At 54.2% G+C, this 16,865-nt stretch carries 13 protein-coding genes, 1 tRNA gene and 1 pseudogene; 5 read left to right on the top strand and 10 right to left on the bottom strand.

The genetic code is table 11. The annotated features are described in order from the left end of the window. Positions 1-221: 221 nt before the first annotated feature. The 7 genes from KGP22_RS02410 to rraB form a co-directional block, all read right to left on the bottom strand. Complete coding sequence (locus tag KGP22_RS02410) at positions 222-2,090, bottom strand: UvrD-helicase domain-containing protein (protein WP_045405073.1); 1,869 nt, start codon at positions 2,088-2,090, stop codon at positions 222-224. 2 nt (positions 2,091-2,092) lie between these two features. Continuing rightward, positions 2,093-4,489, bottom strand: a complete 2,397-nt coding sequence (locus KGP22_RS02405) for an AAA family ATPase (RefSeq protein ID WP_045405071.1) — start codon at positions 4,487-4,489, stop codon at positions 2,093-2,095. A gap of 363 nt (positions 4,490-4,852) precedes the next feature. Then, positions 4,853-6,121: an integrase arm-type DNA-binding domain-containing protein gene (locus tag KGP22_RS02400; protein WP_045405068.1), complete on the bottom strand. Its 1,269-nt coding sequence runs from the start codon at positions 6,119-6,121 to the stop codon at positions 4,853-4,855. 200 nt (positions 6,122-6,321) lie between these two features. Next, positions 6,322-6,406, bottom strand: a tRNA-Leu gene (locus tag KGP22_RS02395). A gap of 106 nt (positions 6,407-6,512) precedes the next feature. Further along, positions 6,513-7,235: a topoisomerase II gene (locus KGP22_RS02390; protein WP_223581095.1), complete on the bottom strand. Its 723-nt coding sequence runs from the start codon at positions 7,233-7,235 to the stop codon at positions 6,513-6,515. Between the two features lie 30 nt (positions 7,236-7,265). Beyond that, on the bottom strand, positions 7,266-8,024 hold the full coding sequence (gene miaE, locus KGP22_RS02385; RefSeq protein WP_223581093.1) for a tRNA isopentenyl-2-thiomethyl-A-37 hydroxylase MiaE: 759 nt from the start codon (positions 8,022-8,024) through the stop codon (positions 7,266-7,268). 46 nt (positions 8,025-8,070) lie between these two features. After that, the gene (gene rraB, locus KGP22_RS02380; protein WP_006810300.1) at positions 8,071-8,496 is read right to left on the bottom strand and encodes a ribonuclease E inhibitor RraB; all 426 of its coding nucleotides are present in this window, start codon (positions 8,494-8,496) and stop codon (positions 8,071-8,073) included. A gap of 99 nt (positions 8,497-8,595) precedes the next feature. Between rraB and argL the strand changes: the two genes are divergently transcribed. From argL to xynR, 5 genes and pseudogenes are all read left to right on the top strand, one after another. After that, complete coding sequence (gene argL, locus KGP22_RS02375; protein ID WP_213328991.1) at positions 8,596-8,691, top strand: putative translational regulatory protein ArgL; 96 nt, start codon at positions 8,596-8,598, stop codon at positions 8,689-8,691. Then, the gene (gene argF / locus KGP22_RS02370) at positions 8,661-9,665 is read left to right on the top strand and encodes an ornithine carbamoyltransferase (RefSeq protein WP_032675854.1); all 1,005 of its coding nucleotides are present in this window, start codon (positions 8,661-8,663) and stop codon (positions 9,663-9,665) included. Before argL ends, argF begins: the two co-directional genes overlap by 31 nt. A gap of 301 nt (positions 9,666-9,966) precedes the next feature. After that, a pseudogene (locus KGP22_RS02365) lies at positions 9,967-10,304 on the top strand (CHAP domain-containing protein). Continuing rightward, positions 10,186-10,740, top strand: coding sequence for a DUF3828 domain-containing protein (locus KGP22_RS02360; RefSeq protein ID WP_223581091.1), 555 nt, complete (start codon positions 10,186-10,188; stop codon positions 10,738-10,740). Before KGP22_RS02365 ends, KGP22_RS02360 begins: the two are co-directional and overlap by 119 nt. A 150-nt stretch (positions 10,741-10,890) precedes the next feature. Next, positions 10,891-11,649 carry a DNA-binding transcriptional repressor XynR gene (xynR, locus tag KGP22_RS02355; protein WP_223581089.1) on the top strand — a complete coding sequence of 253 codons (759 nt, stop codon included), beginning with the start codon at positions 10,891-10,893 and terminating at the stop codon, positions 11,647-11,649. A gap of 4 nt (positions 11,650-11,653) precedes the next feature. On the opposite strand, the gene KGP22_RS02350 is transcribed toward xynR, so the two are convergent. The 3 genes from KGP22_RS02350 to yagF form a co-directional block, all read right to left on the bottom strand. Then, positions 11,654-13,264, bottom strand: coding sequence for a glycoside hydrolase family 43 protein (locus tag KGP22_RS02350; RefSeq protein WP_149367335.1), 1,611 nt, complete (start codon positions 13,262-13,264; stop codon positions 11,654-11,656). Between the two features lie 11 nt (positions 13,265-13,275). Then, a complete protein-coding gene (locus KGP22_RS02345) occupies positions 13,276-14,658 on the bottom strand; it encodes an MFS transporter (protein ID WP_111965346.1) in 1,383 nt (460 codons plus the stop codon). A gap of 226 nt (positions 14,659-14,884) precedes the next feature. After that, positions 14,885-16,852: a xylonate dehydratase YagF gene (yagF, locus tag KGP22_RS02340; RefSeq protein WP_223581087.1), complete on the bottom strand. Its 1,968-nt coding sequence runs from the start codon at positions 16,850-16,852 to the stop codon at positions 14,885-14,887. Positions 16,853-16,865 lie beyond the last annotated feature (13 nt).

Raw genomic sequence — 16,865 nt, 5'->3', positions numbered from 1 at the left:
CCAGATTTATTTAGGATAGCAATCCTTACCCGATGAATATAAATAAAGCCACCTATTGTAGTGGCTTCACTTGTCAATTATATTGGAGTGTCCCCACTGTACCAAAACAGAACTTGCCATAAATCTATATGCCTGATTTTTTAAATTGACCGGTACCCAATCGCGGTATTCTGCTCCTTTGGAAAGTCATCCTCATTATCCTTCACCATACATGGCCCCGTTCACATATGCATAATTTCTTCCTTTACGAACCAACCTGACTCAATTACGGTCCGTTCAACTAAATAGGGCGCTTTAGTGTATGCAACGACAGCGAGGCTCTCCTGTGCCCTGCTGCAGATAACATAAAAAAGGCGGCGCGATCTTTTAGGCGAAGAGTCACCCCCCGCACTTTCGTTTTCCTGATCCGTTTTAGAGTGCGGTATGACGCCCAGTAGCTTATCGTAACTAAACATGAATCCACGGGCCTCTTCATCATCCAGAATAGCCATGACTCGAGGAAACTGCAGTCCCTTCACTCCCTGATGAGTATCGTAGGAAGATGTAGATGAAATATAGCTAATATAATTTTCCAGTTCACGGACGGATGCGCTCAAAGATCTGCTCCATGCTTCATGCTCTTTGTTGACGTCCACTTCCTCCGTGGATTCATCATCCTTATGTGGCACCAGCGCTAGGTGAAGCTGGAAAGCCTCAGGCAAGATCAGCAATTCCCCTTCATGAATCAGTTTGCACACTTCTAGAATGGGGAACGCCAAGTTCTCGCCAAGAAGCACTTTTATCTTGTCTATTTGGCATTGTGCTTCACGGAAGAGCAATAGTGGATCGTCTGCATATTCGAGGCGCGAACTCGAAAAAACAGGGGAGTACTTACGCATGATTGTAGCAATTTTAAAATCATCATCACTGCGAATTGCGTCAATAAGTGGCCATAGTTGTGAGGATAAGAATGTTATCTCTTGACTATCCCCATTGATTGCTGCATCACCCAATCTTTCGACCTCTAGAAGGGGCAGAAAGAAGTTTTCGAACTCACCACGTCTGGCAGCCATATGGTGTTCAAGCGTCAGTACCATGACTGATTGTTTGTTATTCCATTCAGTATCAGCCGCCTGTTCAGCCATATATTCAGCGACCTGACGCTCAATATCGGCTCTTTCCTTGTGGGTGTTCATGTCAACCACAAACAAGCGCGCAGTTCCAGGCTGGGCGTCAGGGCGCGGCTCCTGAATATATGCATCATTGAATTGCCTGATGGAGTTAATCAAAGTGACAATTCTCACTGGTGAACGGTGATTAATTATTATCTCTGGTGACTCCCATCCAGGGGGTAGAGGAGAGGCTAAGTCGGATTTTCCCCCGCTGAATATCTGCTGCATCATATCGCCGAACAATCCAATGCAGAATTTGGTGGGATGCTCCTGCTGTGTCATAATTAACGATTCGATAAGATATTTATTCGTGTCTTGGCTTTCATCAATCAAAAGCACTGGGAATCTGCTAAATAAAATCTCTCTGAGTAGAGCTTCATTTTGGAGGAGATAAGCGGTGACGTTGATCACTTCACTATGATTTAACGCCCCTTTTTCAGGCCTGTTGCTTGTAGGGGAATAGCTGAATTTTTGAATTTTATCGAGGTATTGCAGCCGTTTCGTTTTGCTGGCTAAACTCCGTCTGTTTCTTTGCGCCGTAATACCATCAGGTTTTCTGCTTTTTTCAATGTCGCGGGTGAGTTGTTCAATACTCTTCTCGAGTTCATTTTTAAGCCATAACTTTATATCTGATGTAAATGGGTTGATCAAGTCCCAGCAAAAACTGTGTATGGTTGAAACCATGAAATTGGCATCAAAAAATAATCGCCGTTGTACTTCCTCGCAGGCTGCATTTGTAAACGTAATAATGCCTATTCTTTTTCCGCATCTAGACAGCTCCGAAGAATACCTTTGTTTCATTTTCTCCAGCACACTGACCAACGTACGGGTTTTTCCAGATCCCGCACCGGCAAAAAGCAGAAAACTTCTGGGATTCTCCAGATCAAGATAACTGAAAAGCTCTTCTACCACAGGTTCGTTCGTGGATGGTGTCTCCATGATTATTCCCCCTCCCAAACGTCAGTGACTTTCGGCACTTCCGGCGTAAGGTCTCTACTCGCCACTTCCAGCTCTTTTTTAAGCCAGTCCAGCCCCTCTTGAATATATTTAGGCGCGGCGAGTTCGGCGGGGTCAGCACAGTACAATAAATCGAGTGCCATCTCGGCTTTGTCATCTTTGAGTGCCAAATAGAGTTTTTCACAGCACTGTTCAAGCGTATCGAGGTTAAGAGCATCCTGCATTTTTTTCATCATCCCGGTAGGTTTTTCTACTTTTTTGAACAACTCGGGATTCGTCAATGCAATAGCATCTTCAAATGTGTAAGGGAAAGCCTCGGCCTCCTCCTCTTTTCCAAATTTAATGGGAATACCATATTGAAATGCAATCCTGACCTTACCACGAATTTTCTCATGCTCCGGCATTCTAAGGACCGTATCCAGCCCTCCCTCAACATCGAGCCAAATTTTTATGGTATGGCTGCCAGTAATATATCCCTTGCCAAATTCAGGCCTGATAGCTTTGGGTTTATTTCCTGAGCTAACTTTTTGAACATCTGCCGGTAGTTTGAGTGGAGGCTTTTGAGCATCCGTATCAGTGACGACAAGGGTGGGAATCCCAAGTATGTCAATCAATGCCCTCAGCCGGTGAGCATGGGCTCCTCCTACCTCCAGAATCGAAATGTAGCTGTTGTCCAAACTTGTATTAGCGTTGGGATTATTACGGATAAAATGCGGCATCAGGATACGTTCTGCCGCCCCCTCGACTAGAATAATCCCGTTCGCAAAAAAGAGATCGCAGTGTGTGGTTTTGAGATAGCGAGCCACGAACTGAGCCGTTTGTAAGACATCATCCGAGCGGATTTTACCGTTGCCAAAAGTACAGGACAGATCAATAACGTCCGCAGTCGGCACGTCATGCGGACCTGTAGCGGGTTTACGTTTGAAGTACCTGAGCTTTTCAAAGCCCACTTCATGCGCAAGGTAGCTTGAATGTGTGCTGACCACCAGTTGGCTCGAGAACCTCTTGGAAGTCCGCAAATCATCATGATTGCGCAGCACCGAATAAGCTTTTTTGATAAACACCTGCTGAACCTGCGCGTGCAGGTGAGCTTCCGGCTCTTCAATCAGAATAAGGTGAAGAGGCTCAACAAAGACATCTTCCTCTGGTTTTCTTAGGCCGGCTTTACCGACGCGCATCCATTGATCCCTAAAGCTCATCATTGTAAAAACCATGGATATCAGATTTTTGTAGCCAAGCCCGTTATATTTCTCTGACAGACTCATCAGAGGCACCCCTGCGGCGTGGCTAGTTTTCTGGATCTCAAAAAGAATGGCCGCTTCGTGGTCCAAATTATCGATCGGATTAACCCTGCTAGATAATCTGATATGGGGATCGCTGAACCCCGGATACCCCAGCGTCTCTATCTCTTTCAAGGGTTTGTTAAACACCTTGTTAAGTCTTCCATCAAAGGAGTGTTGAGCATAGGCGATGGCTTCGAGGGCATCCAAATCTTCGTCACAAGGAAGATCGGTAGGATTTAAATGCCGATTGTAGTACTGGTTAATCTGGCTAGCCAGATTAGAGGCACCATGCTGAGAACCTGTTGCCACATAGGGATCTGAAAACCCACGAGTAGCATCAATGATATCTACTTTGAACAGTCCATTGAAAGGATAAAAATCTAGCGGAAGTTGCCCCTCGACAAGAACCTGAGGGAGGAATTTGCTTCCTTGGTCCGTGATAAGTTTTGCGGGATCTAGGATGTAAGATTTTATCTCAAAAGCTTTAGACACCTCTCTTTCAAGGTATTCACGCAACGATCCCGGCCAGACTGAAAATTTGAAATCACTGAGCTCAGATGCTGAACCACCTTGAGCTTTTTCGGCATTTTTTTCTGCCGAGATTTTAAGCTGCTCAGCGGCCTTGAAGTGGGCAATAAAGTCTGCTTTTAGGGCATCAAGATCTTTGGGTTGATAAATCATCCGAATGCCTAACAGTCCGCCATCCCATTTTAATGTCGGTATTAGGTGCCGTACCCGATGGACTTCATTTTTCTCGACTTTTAACCAGACATCCAGCGTTGGGCATAAGGGCTGCCAGTCACTGATTTTTTCGCCAACCTCTTCGGCGTTCGCCCATGCTTGACCAAATTGATTAAGCTGATGCCAATTTGATAGGGTGAAATCGGCTGCGCCTAATTTTCGTGAAGATGGAGATTTACCCGATGCGATGCTCGCAGCCGTTCTTCCTCGTTGATCCAGAAAGAAAATAAGCGCATCCATTGCTGACGTCTTGCCGCTGTTATTTGCCCCAACGAGCAGTGTTTCTTCGTCAGTCAGACGAATTCTGCAAGTTTTAAGCTTTCTGTAGTTCTGGATATCAATATATTCAATTTTCATCTGGCTTCCTTTCCTAAGTAATGCCGAGATGCATCCTAAATGTCATGATCGGCATATTTGATAAGGTGATGATTTTAGGGCTGCGCAGAGAACAACAGCAGCGATTACTTTAATGTTGTATTTATTTTAAATGTTGCTGTCTAGCGGATTATCCGTTCTTCCTAGCATAGTTTTATCCAGATCAGTATTCTTGGCGTCAAGACAATGTTTGCCCCTAGCCTTTCAGCTCCCTGGAAAGCAGTGTTGTCAACTCAACTCCGTTAACCGGCAAGCAGGTAAGCCCTGCCAAACTGACGCATTTCGGGCCTTACGGTTTGGGTTTAATAGCGAACATAAATCTACAACTGGTTTACCGCCAGCGCATCAATTGCGCCTACCGCGATTGATCTTTGCATAGTCAAACGGCGGAATCCCATTATCCCGGTTAGCATCCAGAAAATCAGCCCACCATTGCAGCATCAGCCTACGTTCATCGATAAATTCCGCCTTATGAATATATGCCGCGCGCACTGAATTACGTTCCATATGGCTCATTTGGCGCTCCACCGCATCCTTCGACCATAGCCCTGACTCAATCAACGAACTACAAGCCATTGTACGGAAGCCGTGGCCGCAAATTTCAACTTTAGTGTCATAACCCATAACCCGCAGAGCACTGTTGACCGTGTTTTCACTCATGGGCTTGCGCGGATCGTGATCGCCAATGAAAATCAACTCATGTTCTCCGCAAAACTGTTTTATCTGCTTCAGGATTGCCAGCGCCTGCCTTGAAAGCGGCACCAGATGAGGTGTACGCATCTTTGATCCTCGCTGAGAATGTTTCACGCCGGGAATAGGTTCTCGCTCAGGCGGGATGGTCCACATTGACGTTTCAAAATCGATCTCTGACCAGCGAGCAAAACGCAGCTCACTGGATCGAATAAAGATAAGCAAAGTGAGTTCCGTTGCCCAACGGGTTAACGGCCTGCCGGTATAGCCGTCTATTTTCTGAAGTAATTCAGGGATGCGCTTTAATTCCAGCGCCGGGCGATGTTGTCGATTGCCAGATGCGACGGCTCCAGCCATCTCCTGCGCCGGGTTGTAATCAATCAACCCGCTTTGAACCGCATAACGCATGATGGCCGTGGTGCGCTGTTGAAGACGGGAGGCCACTTCAAGACGGCCTGATGTCTCGACGGCTTTAATGGGAATTAACAGATCGCGGGTACCCAGTTCAGCAATATTGCGAGCACCAATTGCCGGGAAGATATTGTCCTCCAGGCTCTTTTTTACGCGATTAGCATGATCTTCAGACCATTTTTGGTTAGTCGCAAGCCACTCTCTGGCAACCTTCTCGAAAGTAATAATCTCTTTCGCCTGCTCTTCTTTCGCAGCACGTTTATGCTCACGAGGATCGATACCAGCAGCTACCAGCTTTCTGGCTTCTTCCCTTTTCTTCCTGGCATCCGCCAGTGAAATTTCAGGATAGACACCGAACGCCATCAAATGCTGTTTACCGCCAAAACGGAAACGAAATCGCCAATACTTGGAACCGTTAGGTTTTACAAGTAAAAACATGCCGTCACCGTCAACAAGTGAATACTCTTTCTCCTCAGGTTTCGCAGAACGAACTTTAGTATCCGTTAGGGCCATAATGGTCCTCCTTCCATTGGTATTTCGTGAGTATACAAGCAATATCGAATCGGCAAATATACTCATTAGTATACTCACAGGCTTATTGATGTGGGTTGAGTTAGGTTGACTTCAGTTGAGGAGAAAATCGTGGAAAGCCTTGTATGGCGCGGATTTCAGACATAAAAAAAGACCTCAGTTGAGGTCTATTTACATGCTTTTGGTGCCGAAGGCCGGACTCGAACCGGCACGTATTTCTACGGTTGATTTTGAATCAACTGCGTCTACCGATTTCGCCACTTCGGCACTGAAGGGGATGCGGAAACGTTGTGGATTATACCTGTCGCGCGCCGCCATGCAAGCGACGACGCGCTAAACCCGCGCTAAGTGCCCAAAAAACCAGCGCCCTTTTTCACTCCAGCTCGGACACCGCCAGCCGAATCACCCTCGCGGCCTTCTGCTCCGGCAGCGCCAGCACCTTCGCCCACATCTCCTGCACCATATCGCAGGAGAGCTTCTCTTTGCCCGCCGCCTTCTCCGGCATCTGCAGCAGCTGGATGTCCTCGCCGTACTTATCGGCAAGTTGCTTCATAATCGGTCGCACATCCTCGACGGCCGCCTCGCGTTCGGCCGGGGTCACGGTGTGGCGGTTTTTGCCGTAGGCCGCGCGCATCATGTCAGCATCGGCCTGCATGCGCCGAGCCATCAGGTCTTTATCCAGCATACGCATCGGGTTGATGCCGCCCTTCACCATCGGGTAGAGGAAGCGGAAGCAGGCGTCGTCGCTCACCTTCTGGATGGCGGCGGTCTGCTCCATATTGATGGTCATGTAGTTCACCACGTTGGCATCCGGGGCGTTTTGCAGGCGCGACATCTGCAGATGCAGGATCTGCGGCTGGATGGTGTCGATAATCTGCTGCTCCGGCTCGCCCGCTTTTTGGAGGGCGGCCATCTGGTCGAGGATGCGCTGATGCAGCGCGGGCTCCTGCTCCTTAATCACCTGCCAGGCGGGCATCGCGTTGAGGGCGTTATCCATCTGCCGTTCCGGAGCACGCTGCTTATCGAAAAATACCCAGAACGCCACGGCGGCGGCCGCGACGACGACAATCACAATACGGGTCCACGTTTTATTCATCTCGCATCCTTATCCTTGAGTTGTGCCGGTTTACACCGGCACGCCGCTGTGGAAGCGAAACTCGTGGTCCGGTGTCGAGATAAGTGTGGCTTCAATTTCGCCAAAAAGCTGTATGCGCGGTGAGATATCGTCTTCACTCACCTGCTGGGCCAGCATCAGGTAGTCCTGATAGTGGCGCGCTTCCGAGCGCAGCAGCGAGAGATAGAACTTCTGCAGGTCGTCGTCGAGGAACGGAGCCAGCGCGGCGAAGCGTTCGCAGGAGCGGGCTTCGATGTACGCGCCGCAGATGAGCTTGTCGATCAGCGTCAGCGGTTCGTGGGTACGCACTTCCTTCAGCATCCCTTTGGCGTAGCGGCTGGCGGTGATTTTGACGTACGGAATGTCGCGGGCCAGCATCGCCTCGCGCACCTGCCAGAAATGGTGCAGCTCCTCTTTAATCAGCAGCACCATGCTGTCGATGAGCGCCTGGCCCCACGGGTCGTCGGTTTTGGGCATCACGCTTTTACCAATCTGCTTGTGCAGGGCAATGAAGTCCGGCTCCGGGCCGTCGCGGAAGGTGAACTGTTCGTAGGGCTTGAGCCAATCGAGCAGCGCGTCAGCACCGCTTTCGTCGGCGACGTATTTACGCACCAGCAGCAGCGCGGTCTGGGCGGCCTTGAGCTCGCACACCATGTGGTCGGTGAGCAGCAGCGGCAGGTTCGCCGGGTCGCGGGCTTTATCAATCCATGCTTGCGGGGTCGGGCACTGGAGGAAGTTGAGTACGGGGGCGAGTATCTGCGGGTAATCCATGGTTCTGCCTTGAAAAAGCGGTGGCGTGCGCCACCGCCTGAATCACTTAGTGACGCACGCCGTCGTCGTCTTCGTCGACGTAATCTTCGTCGTCGCCTTCTTCGCCGTCTTCACCGTTAGGATCTTCAAAGTAGGTTCCCCAGCCGTCGTATTCCACGTCAAACTTCTCGGCCAGGTTCATCAGCTGTTCTACCTGCGCGTCGATAAGCTCCGCCTTCAGCGCGCCTTCGCTCAGGATGTCACAGCAGATAACGGTGTCGCCCTCTTCCACTTCCAGCTCTTCCGGCTCGGTCACTTCGTAACCCAGCTTGAAGGCTTCTACGGCCATTTTTTCCAGCGCGTCGAAATCATCCGCAGAGAAATGGTGCTCGATGGTGTACAGCGCGTCCGGATCGCTACCGTCTTCCAGCAGTTCTTCAATAATCAGACGCGTCTCTTCGCGTTGCTCTTCCAGGTGTTCCGGGTTTGCCATGGCTCAATCCTCTTTAAAGTGCGGCAGATACTTCTATTTTCACACACGGACGGGTTTGCCTCCACCTTTGTAAGAAAGAATTGTGAAACGGGGTTGCAAATGAATAATTACACATATAAAGTGAATTTTAATTCAATAAGTGGCGTTCGCCATGCGAGGATAAAATGTCCGATTTATACAAGAAACACTTTCTGAAACTGCTCGACTTTACCCCTGCACAGTTCACTTCTCTGCTGACCCTTGCCGCACAGCTCAAAGCCGATAAAAAAAAGGGCAAGGAAGTACAAAAGCTTACCGGTAAAAACATCGCGCTCATCTTCGAAAAAGATTCGACCCGTACACGTTGCTCTTTCGAAGTTGCCGCATTTGACCAGGGCGCGCGCGTCACCTATTTGGGGCCAAGCGGCAGCCAGATTGGGCATAAAGAGTCAATAAAGGACACCGCGCGCGTACTCGGGCGGATGTACGACGGCATTCAGTATCGCGGTCACGGCCAGGAAGTGGTCGAAACGCTGGCGCAGTATGCGGGCGTGCCGGTGTGGAACGGGCTGACCAACGAGTTCCACCCGACGCAGCTGCTGGCTGACCTGCTGACCATGCAGGAGCACCTGCCGGGCAAGGCGTTTAACGAGATGACGCTGGTCTACGCGGGCGACGCGCGCAACAACATGGGCAACTCGATGCTGGAGGCGGCGGCGCTGACCGGGCTGGATCTGCGCCTGGTAGCCCCGAAAGCCTGCTGGCCAGAAGAGAGCCTGGTGGCGGAGTGCAGTGCGCTGGCGGAAAAACACGGCGGGAAGATCACCCTGACGGAAGACGTGGCGGCGGGCGTGAAGGGCGCGGACTTTATCTATACCGACGTGTGGGTGTCGATGGGCGAAGCCAAAGAGAAGTGGGCGGAGCGTATTGCGCTGCTGCGCGGGTATCAGGTGAACGCGCAGATGATGGCGCTGACCGGCAACCCGGACGTGAAGTTCCTGCACTGTCTGCCGGCGTTCCATGACGACCAGACCACGCTCGGCAAGCAGATGGCGAAGGAGTTCGATCTGCACGGCGGGATGGAAGTGACGGACGAGGTGTTTGAGTCGGCAGCGAGCATCGTGTTTGACCAGGCGGAAAACCGGATGCATACGATTAAGGCGGTGATGGTGGCAACGCTTGGGGAGTAATTGACTCCTCTGCGGCCTGATGCCCTCACCCCGGCCCTCTCCCACAGGGAGAGGGAGAAAACCCTAAAAACGACAACAGCGTTATCGTCTGACAGAAAAATACATTTTACCGACGCTTTCTCAGATAGGCATTAACCATAATAAGAATTTATGTTTTTATTAACCATTATTTACTGAGTAGATAATGGTTAATATCAGGTCATTATCAATTACAAAACACCGTATATTATCGGCGTAATATTTCCTTATTGCTGCATTTCGTTAATAAGGATTATTTATGTCATGAAATAAGCATGAAGCTGTGTCATACGCCCGTAGCCACGCACTAACCCATACTGGACACTATTGCGCTCGCGCAATCGCCGCCGCCATTCGAACCGGAGGGCTTAAAATCGAAGGGGCAAACGCTAAGGATTTCTGGCGTTCTCTTGAAAAGCAGGGTTCAGAAAAGTCTATGGCACTCCTATAGAGGGGGATATCGCGGTGATTGATGCCTTGCCCGGCCCGAATCAGTACGGGCATGTCTGTATTTACGATGGCGCTGGAACCTGGTATTCAGATTTTAAACAGAGAACAATGTACCCGGGGCCAACGTATCGCCAACTCCAGCCAGCCGTCACCTTATACAGGCATTATTAATATGAATAAGCTCATCTTAATTGTATTATTCAGCACAGCAGCATTGGGGGCCGAAGATTTTCAGATACCGATGCAGCGCGCCCTTGAATTCAATCGCTGGTACGTCAAACAGGTGAACAACGATCGCTATCCTATTCAACAGGGAAATGAAATCGATAAGTTCGTTACGGCCAGCACCATGAAAAAATTACGTCATGCAGCCGATCCCCGTTATGCCGACGCTGAATTTTACGAGGCTGATTTTTTTATGAAATCGCAATATATCGGCGAGGACTGGGCTGAGAATGTGGCTATTGATTCGTATGATTCAGACCCGGTCTGTGTAAACGTGAATATCACGTTTGGCAAAAAGACCCATCACACAGTCATTGATTGCATGGTTAAAGAAGATGGGGTCTGGAAAATCCAGTCTGTCGCAGCTCGGGATAATAATTGATGTCCCCGCTAACAATAATGTAGCCGCCTTTGTTGCCGGGTGGCGCTGCGGCCTGATGCCCTTTCTCCCACAACCCGCTCTACTCAATTGATTTTTCACCCTGAAAAAGGTACGTTTTCGCCTTAATTCCAGCGTGGACATACCAGCATTATGCCGATTATTCAGTCTGTTGAACGTGCGTTGCAGATCCTCGACCTGTTCAACGAGCAGGCCACCGAGCTTAAGATCACCGACATCAGCAAACTGATGGGGCTGAGCAAGAGTACCCTCCACTCGCTGCTGAAAACCCTGCAGCTTCACGGCTATATCGATCAGAACCCGGAGAACGGCAAATATCGCCTCGGCATGAAGCTGGTCGAGCGCGGTCATTTTGTCGTGGGCTCCATCGATATTCGTCAGAAGGCGAAAGGCTGGCTGACGGAGCTGTCCCAACGTACCGGGCAGACCACCCATCTGGGGATTCTGGACGGGCGTGAAGGAGTCTATATCGAGAAGATTGAAGGCAAGCTGGCCGCCATCGCCTATTCGCGCATTGGCCGCCGCCTGCCGGTTCACGCCACCGCCATCGGCAAGGTGTTGATTGCCTGGCTGGGCGAGACCGAGCTGAACGCCCTGCTGGAGGGCTATCAGTACACCACCTTTACTCCCGCTACCCTCGCTTCTCGCGAAGCATTAATGGCCGCCCTGGCGCAGACCCGCGAGCAGGGCTACGCCCTGGACCGCGAAGAGAACGAGCAGGGCGTGCGCTGCGTGGCGGTGCCGGTGTGGAACCACGAATCCCGCGTCATCGCCGCCCTGAGCCTGTCGACGCTGACCTCCCGCGTGGACGACTCCGAGCTGGCCCGCTTCCGCGAGCAGCTTCAGCAGGCCGGGCTCGAGCTGTCACGCGCGCTGGGCTACCCGACCTGAGCCGTTATGCCGGCTCGTAGGTAAAGTAGTCGAAGTCCGCGTGGCAGCCGTCGCCGCTGATGTCCTCGCAGTGCAGCCCCACAAACGCGCCGGTAAAGAAGCCGCGCCCGCCGATGTAGTCGTCCGACAGCTTCCACGCCTCATACGTCACCGGCACGGCGTGCCACGTCTCGCCGTCAAACGAGTAGCTGTAGCGGTAGACCAGCGTATCCACGTCCACGCGCAGCCATACGCTCTCCGCATGTTCCGGCACCGGAATCGACTGCTCGTGCAGCGGCCACGACGGCACGTTGTGGTCGAGCTGGATCACCTTAATCGTTCTGCCTTGCCCCTCCTCGTAGTCAACAAAGCAGTAGCTCCAGTTTTTGCTGTTGTAGTAGCAGGTCAGCCCCGCGCTCTGCTGGAAGTGGACCGGCGAGAACTGCATCCGCGTTTCTGAGCGGAAAGCGAAGTGCTGCCAGCGGCGCGCCACGGTCGACTGGGTAAAGGTCGAGTTGAGCGAGTCGTTGCCGTAGAGCCGTAAATAGCCGGGGCGTGCGGTGAGCGAGCCGAGGGTATCATCGAACGGAACGCGCAGGGTCTGCAGTTCAGGGTCCAGCGTACTGCCATCGAAATCGTCCCGCCAGCCGTTCTGAACGGCAGCGGGCTGCTCGGCAATCTGCGGGCCTTTCACAGTCAGCTGCGCGTGCTTGCCGCCTTCCACGTACGGCCAGCCGTCGCGCCATTCAATGCGGGCGATGCCGGTCTCGCGCCCCAGCGGGCAGTAGCCGCGCCCGCCGGAGGCCAGCAGCGGCACGCCGGGCAGGCGCAGCGGGCGGCTGGTGAGGTAGGCCATGTACCATTCCCCGGTGTGGGTCTGCAGCAGCGAGCCGTGCCCGCTCTTCTGCAGCAGGTTCTCCGGCAGGTGCCAGCTGGTCATCATCGTCACGTCCGGGTGCAGCTCGTACGGCCCGTCGATGGTTTTTGAACGCAGCACCACAACCGCGTGCTCGTAGCTGGTGCCGCCTTCGGCCACCATCAGGTAGTACCATCCCGCGTGGCGGTACAGGTGCGCCCCTTCGGTGTAGCAGAGCGGCGTGCCGGTAAACAGGGTTTTACGCTCGGGCGAGAGCGTGCCGGTCTGCGGATCAAACTCCTGCATCACGATGGTGTTGTGCGGGTTGCTGTGGTGGCGCGGCCCCCACGGGCGGTAGAGGTAATATTTGCGGCCATCGTCGTCATGGAACAGGGACGGGTCAAACCCGCCGTTGCCCATCGGGATCGGCTCGCTCCATGGCCCCTCAATGGAGGGCGCGGTAACCAGGAAGTTGCGGCCGTTTTTCCACGGCGAGTCGACAATCTTCACGTCGGTGTAGAGCAGCCAGAACCTGCCGTCGGCGTAGCTCAGGCACGGCGCCCAGATGCCGCCGGAGTCCGGGTTGCCCTTCATGTCCAGCATCGACACGCGATCCAGCGGGGTGCTGACCAGCGACCAGTTTTTCAGGTCGCGGGAGTGGTAGATGCGCACGCCCGGGAACCACTCGAAGGTGGAGGTGGCGATGTAGTAGTCCTCGCCCTGGCGGCACAGGGACGGGTCCGGGTTGAAGCCGGTCAGGATTGGGTTAGTGATTTCCATATTGCCTCCGGTTAATGGGATGCGGCTGTCGCAGCGTCGGGAACGGCATCGCCCTGCGCCGCGCGGTGCTTGATCAGCTGCTGGCTGATGGCCTCCACGCGGGCGTCGGTGAGCTTGTAGAACGACAGCATGATGAACATGCCCGCGTAGAGCACCACCGGCACCACGCAGAACAGAATTTTTATGGTGGTAAGAACCTCGACCGGCTGCACGCTGCTGCTGGCGGAATAGTTGACGTACGCCAGGATCCAGCCCACCACCGCCCCGCCAATCGCCAGGCCAATCTTCAGGCTGAACAGGTAGGTGGAGAACACCAGCCCGTCGAGGCGGCGACCGCTGCGGCTCTCCTCGTAATCCACCACGTCAGAGGCCATCAGCCACTGCAGCGGCGTGGTGGTGTTAAAGACGAACAGGAACAGGATGTTGAGGGCAAAAATCAGGGCGATATGCTCCGCCGGGGTGACGAAAATCAGCAGGCTGATGAGCGAGTAGGCGACGATGATCCACTTGAAGGCGGTGACGCGGTCGAAGCGTCCCAGCAGACGGGACGAACAGAGCGAGCCAAACATGGTGGCGAGGCTGCCGTAGAGTAAGAACTGGGTCGCCATCTCCGGGTGATCCATCACGTATTTGACGAAGTAGAGCGTCGCCCCGCCGCGCACCACGTTGGAACAGGTGGCCATCATCTTGAACGCGCACATGATGCGCCACTGGCTATTGCCGAGCAGCAGCTTGAGATCTTTGGATACCGACGAGCCCGGCTGCACGTCAAAGGTGTAGCGTTCTTTGGTGGTAAAGAAGCAGACGTAGAGCAGCACCACGCCGATCAGGCCCAGCACGCACATGGCGCCGAAATAGCCCACCTGCTCGTTCCCTTTGCCGATGATGCTCACCAGCGGCAGGGCGATGCCGCTGATGGCGAGCGATCCCGCCGCCGCCAGGAAGAAGCGCCAGGACTGCAGGGCGTGGCGCTCTTTCGGGTCGGCGGTGATGACGCCCGGCATGGCACAGTACGGCACGTTAACGAAGGTGTAGACCAGGGTCAGGAGAATGTAGGTCACGCAGGCGTAGATGATTTTACCCTGCGCGGAGAAGTCCGGCGTGTAGAAGGTCAGCACGCAGACGATGCCGAACGGGATGGCACCCCACAGCAGGAACGGGCGGAACTGGCCGTGCCGCGTGCGGGTACGGTCGACCAGTAGCCCCATCAGCGGGTCGGTCACGGCGTCGAGCACGCGGGAGATTAAAAACAGCGTGCCCATAATGCCCGCCGACAGGCCGAAGACGTCGGTGTAGAAATAGGCCAGCAGGAACATCGTGGCCTGCCAGACGAAGCCGCAGGCGGTGTCACCCAGCCCGTAGCCAATTTTGTCTTTCATGGTTAATTGCGTCATCAGAATTACACCCTTATATAGTGTGCTGAATTACAACATCGTGTTAATGGAGTGTAATGAGCTGCTCAATTAACCAGCAATGGTCATATCTTATTTCTGAATTACGTTATTTTGCTTTTGTGACGCCAACGATATATCTCAACTTATTGTTTAGATTGATAAAATAAAGACAAGCAAAAGCCGTCCACGGAATATATTCCGTAGACGACAATCGCGTGAAAAATAATTAAATACCGAGCGCTTTTTTACCGGCGTTAATTACCTCGATAATTTTATCGGTGTCATAAATACAGCCTTTCCAGGTACCGCCGCTGACCGACTGTAATGCTGCCCACAGCCGGGTGTCGTCCGGCAAAAAGTCGTGGGCGTGCAGGTCCGGGTGCGTCTGCCGCATTGCCAGCTCGCGCGCGCCCTCCTCCGGCGTCAGCGGGTTGTCCGCGGTGCCGATAAAATTCACGCTGCCCGTTAATGTCAGTCGGTCGACGGCTATCTCGATAATGTCATTATCGCGCAGCTTGCCAATCGGCCCGCCCGCCAGCGCCTCCGGCGACACGTGGCCGAAGCAGGCGCCTGTCGACACGCCCGAGAAGCGCGCATCGGTGATTAACGATACCGTCTTGCCCCACGAGATATGCTTCAGCGCGGAGGTAAGCTGGTAGGTCTCTTCCATGCCGGTGCCGGACGGCCCGCCGCCGATCACCACCATGATATCGCCCTGCTTGATCTCTTCCCGCTTGATGGCCTTGATTGCCTGCGCTTCCGAGACAAACACCCTCGCCCGGCCGGTGTGGCGGTAAACGCCATCTTCACCGACGACCGACGGATCGATCGCCGTGGCCTTGATCACCGAACCTTCCGGCGCGATGTTGCCCGTCGGGAAGCAAACCGTTGAGGTCAGCCCTTTCGCTTTTGCCTTCTCCGGCGGCAGGATCACGTTATCCGGCTCCACGCCGTCCTGCTCACGCAGGCACTGGCGGAAGCGCGCCCGGCGTTCGGACGCCTGCCACCAGTCGAGGTTCTCGCCGACCGTCTGGCCGGTCACGGTCATGGCATCGAGGTGCAGCAGGCCGAGATCGCGCAGATGGAGCATCACCTCCGGCACGCCGCCCGCCAGGAAGGCGCGCACGGTCGGATGATAGTCCGGGCCGTTGGGCAGCACGCTGACCAGGCGCGGCACCCTGCGGTTAACGCGCGTCCAGTGTTCAACATCCGGGATCGTGCAGCCCGCCGCGTGGGCGATGGCCGGAATGTGCAGCAGTAAATTGGTGGAGCCGCCGAACGCCGCGTGGATCACCATCGCGTTTTCGATGGCTTTGTCGGTAAGGATATCGCGCGTGGTGATGCCGCGGTTATCCAGCTCACTGACCGCCCGCGCCGACTGGCGGGCGATCTCCAGCCACACCGCCTGCCCGGACGGAGCCAGCGCGGAGTGCGGCAGCGCCAGCGCCAGCGCTTCCGCGACCACCTGCGAGGTACCCGCCGTGCCGAGGAACTGACACCCACCGCCCGGCGACGCGCAGGCGCGACAGCCCAGCTCGGCGGCCTCCTGCAGGGAGAGTTCGTGGTTGGCAAAGCGCGCGCCGATGGTCTGCACCTTGCCCGCGTCTTCCCCCACGGTCGGCGGCAGCGTCGCCCCGCCCGGCACCAGAATGGTCGGCAGGTCGTGCATCGAGGCCAGGGCAATCATGGTGGCGGGCAGCCCTTTATCACAGGTGGCGACGCCGATCACCGCCCGCCGCGTGGGCAGAGAGCGGATCAGACGGCGAAACACGATCGCCGCATCGTTACGGTACGGCAGGGAGTCGAACATGCCGTGTGTGCCCTGAGAACGCCCGTCGCACGGATCGCTGACGAAGGCAGCAAACGGGATCCCGCCGTTGCGCGTGATCTCCTTCGCCGCCGCCTGCATCTGCATACCGATTTCCCAGTGCCCGGTGTGGTAGCCCAGCGCAACCGGGCGTCCGTCCCCGGCGCGGATGCCGCCCTGGGTGCCGATAATCAGCACCTCTTTGCCGGTCAGCTTATTGGCGTCCCAGCCCATCCCGGCGTTCTGCGTCATGCCGAACAGGTTGCCGCTGGGGGATTCCATCAGCATCTGCGGGGTCAGCGGCAGCGCGCCCTGCGGCCCCGCGGCATGGGTGATCACCGCATAAAACGCATCGTCCTGTGGGGTGAAAATTTTCTCGATGGCCATGGTTATCGTCCGG

The organism is Enterobacter sp. JBIWA005, from assembly GCF_019968805.1.
GTDB lineage: Bacteria > Pseudomonadota > Gammaproteobacteria > Enterobacterales > Enterobacteriaceae > Enterobacter > Enterobacter vonholyi.
The sequence above is the reverse complement of the archived record's forward strand: the minus strand, read 5'-3'. Positions and strand labels throughout refer to the sequence as shown.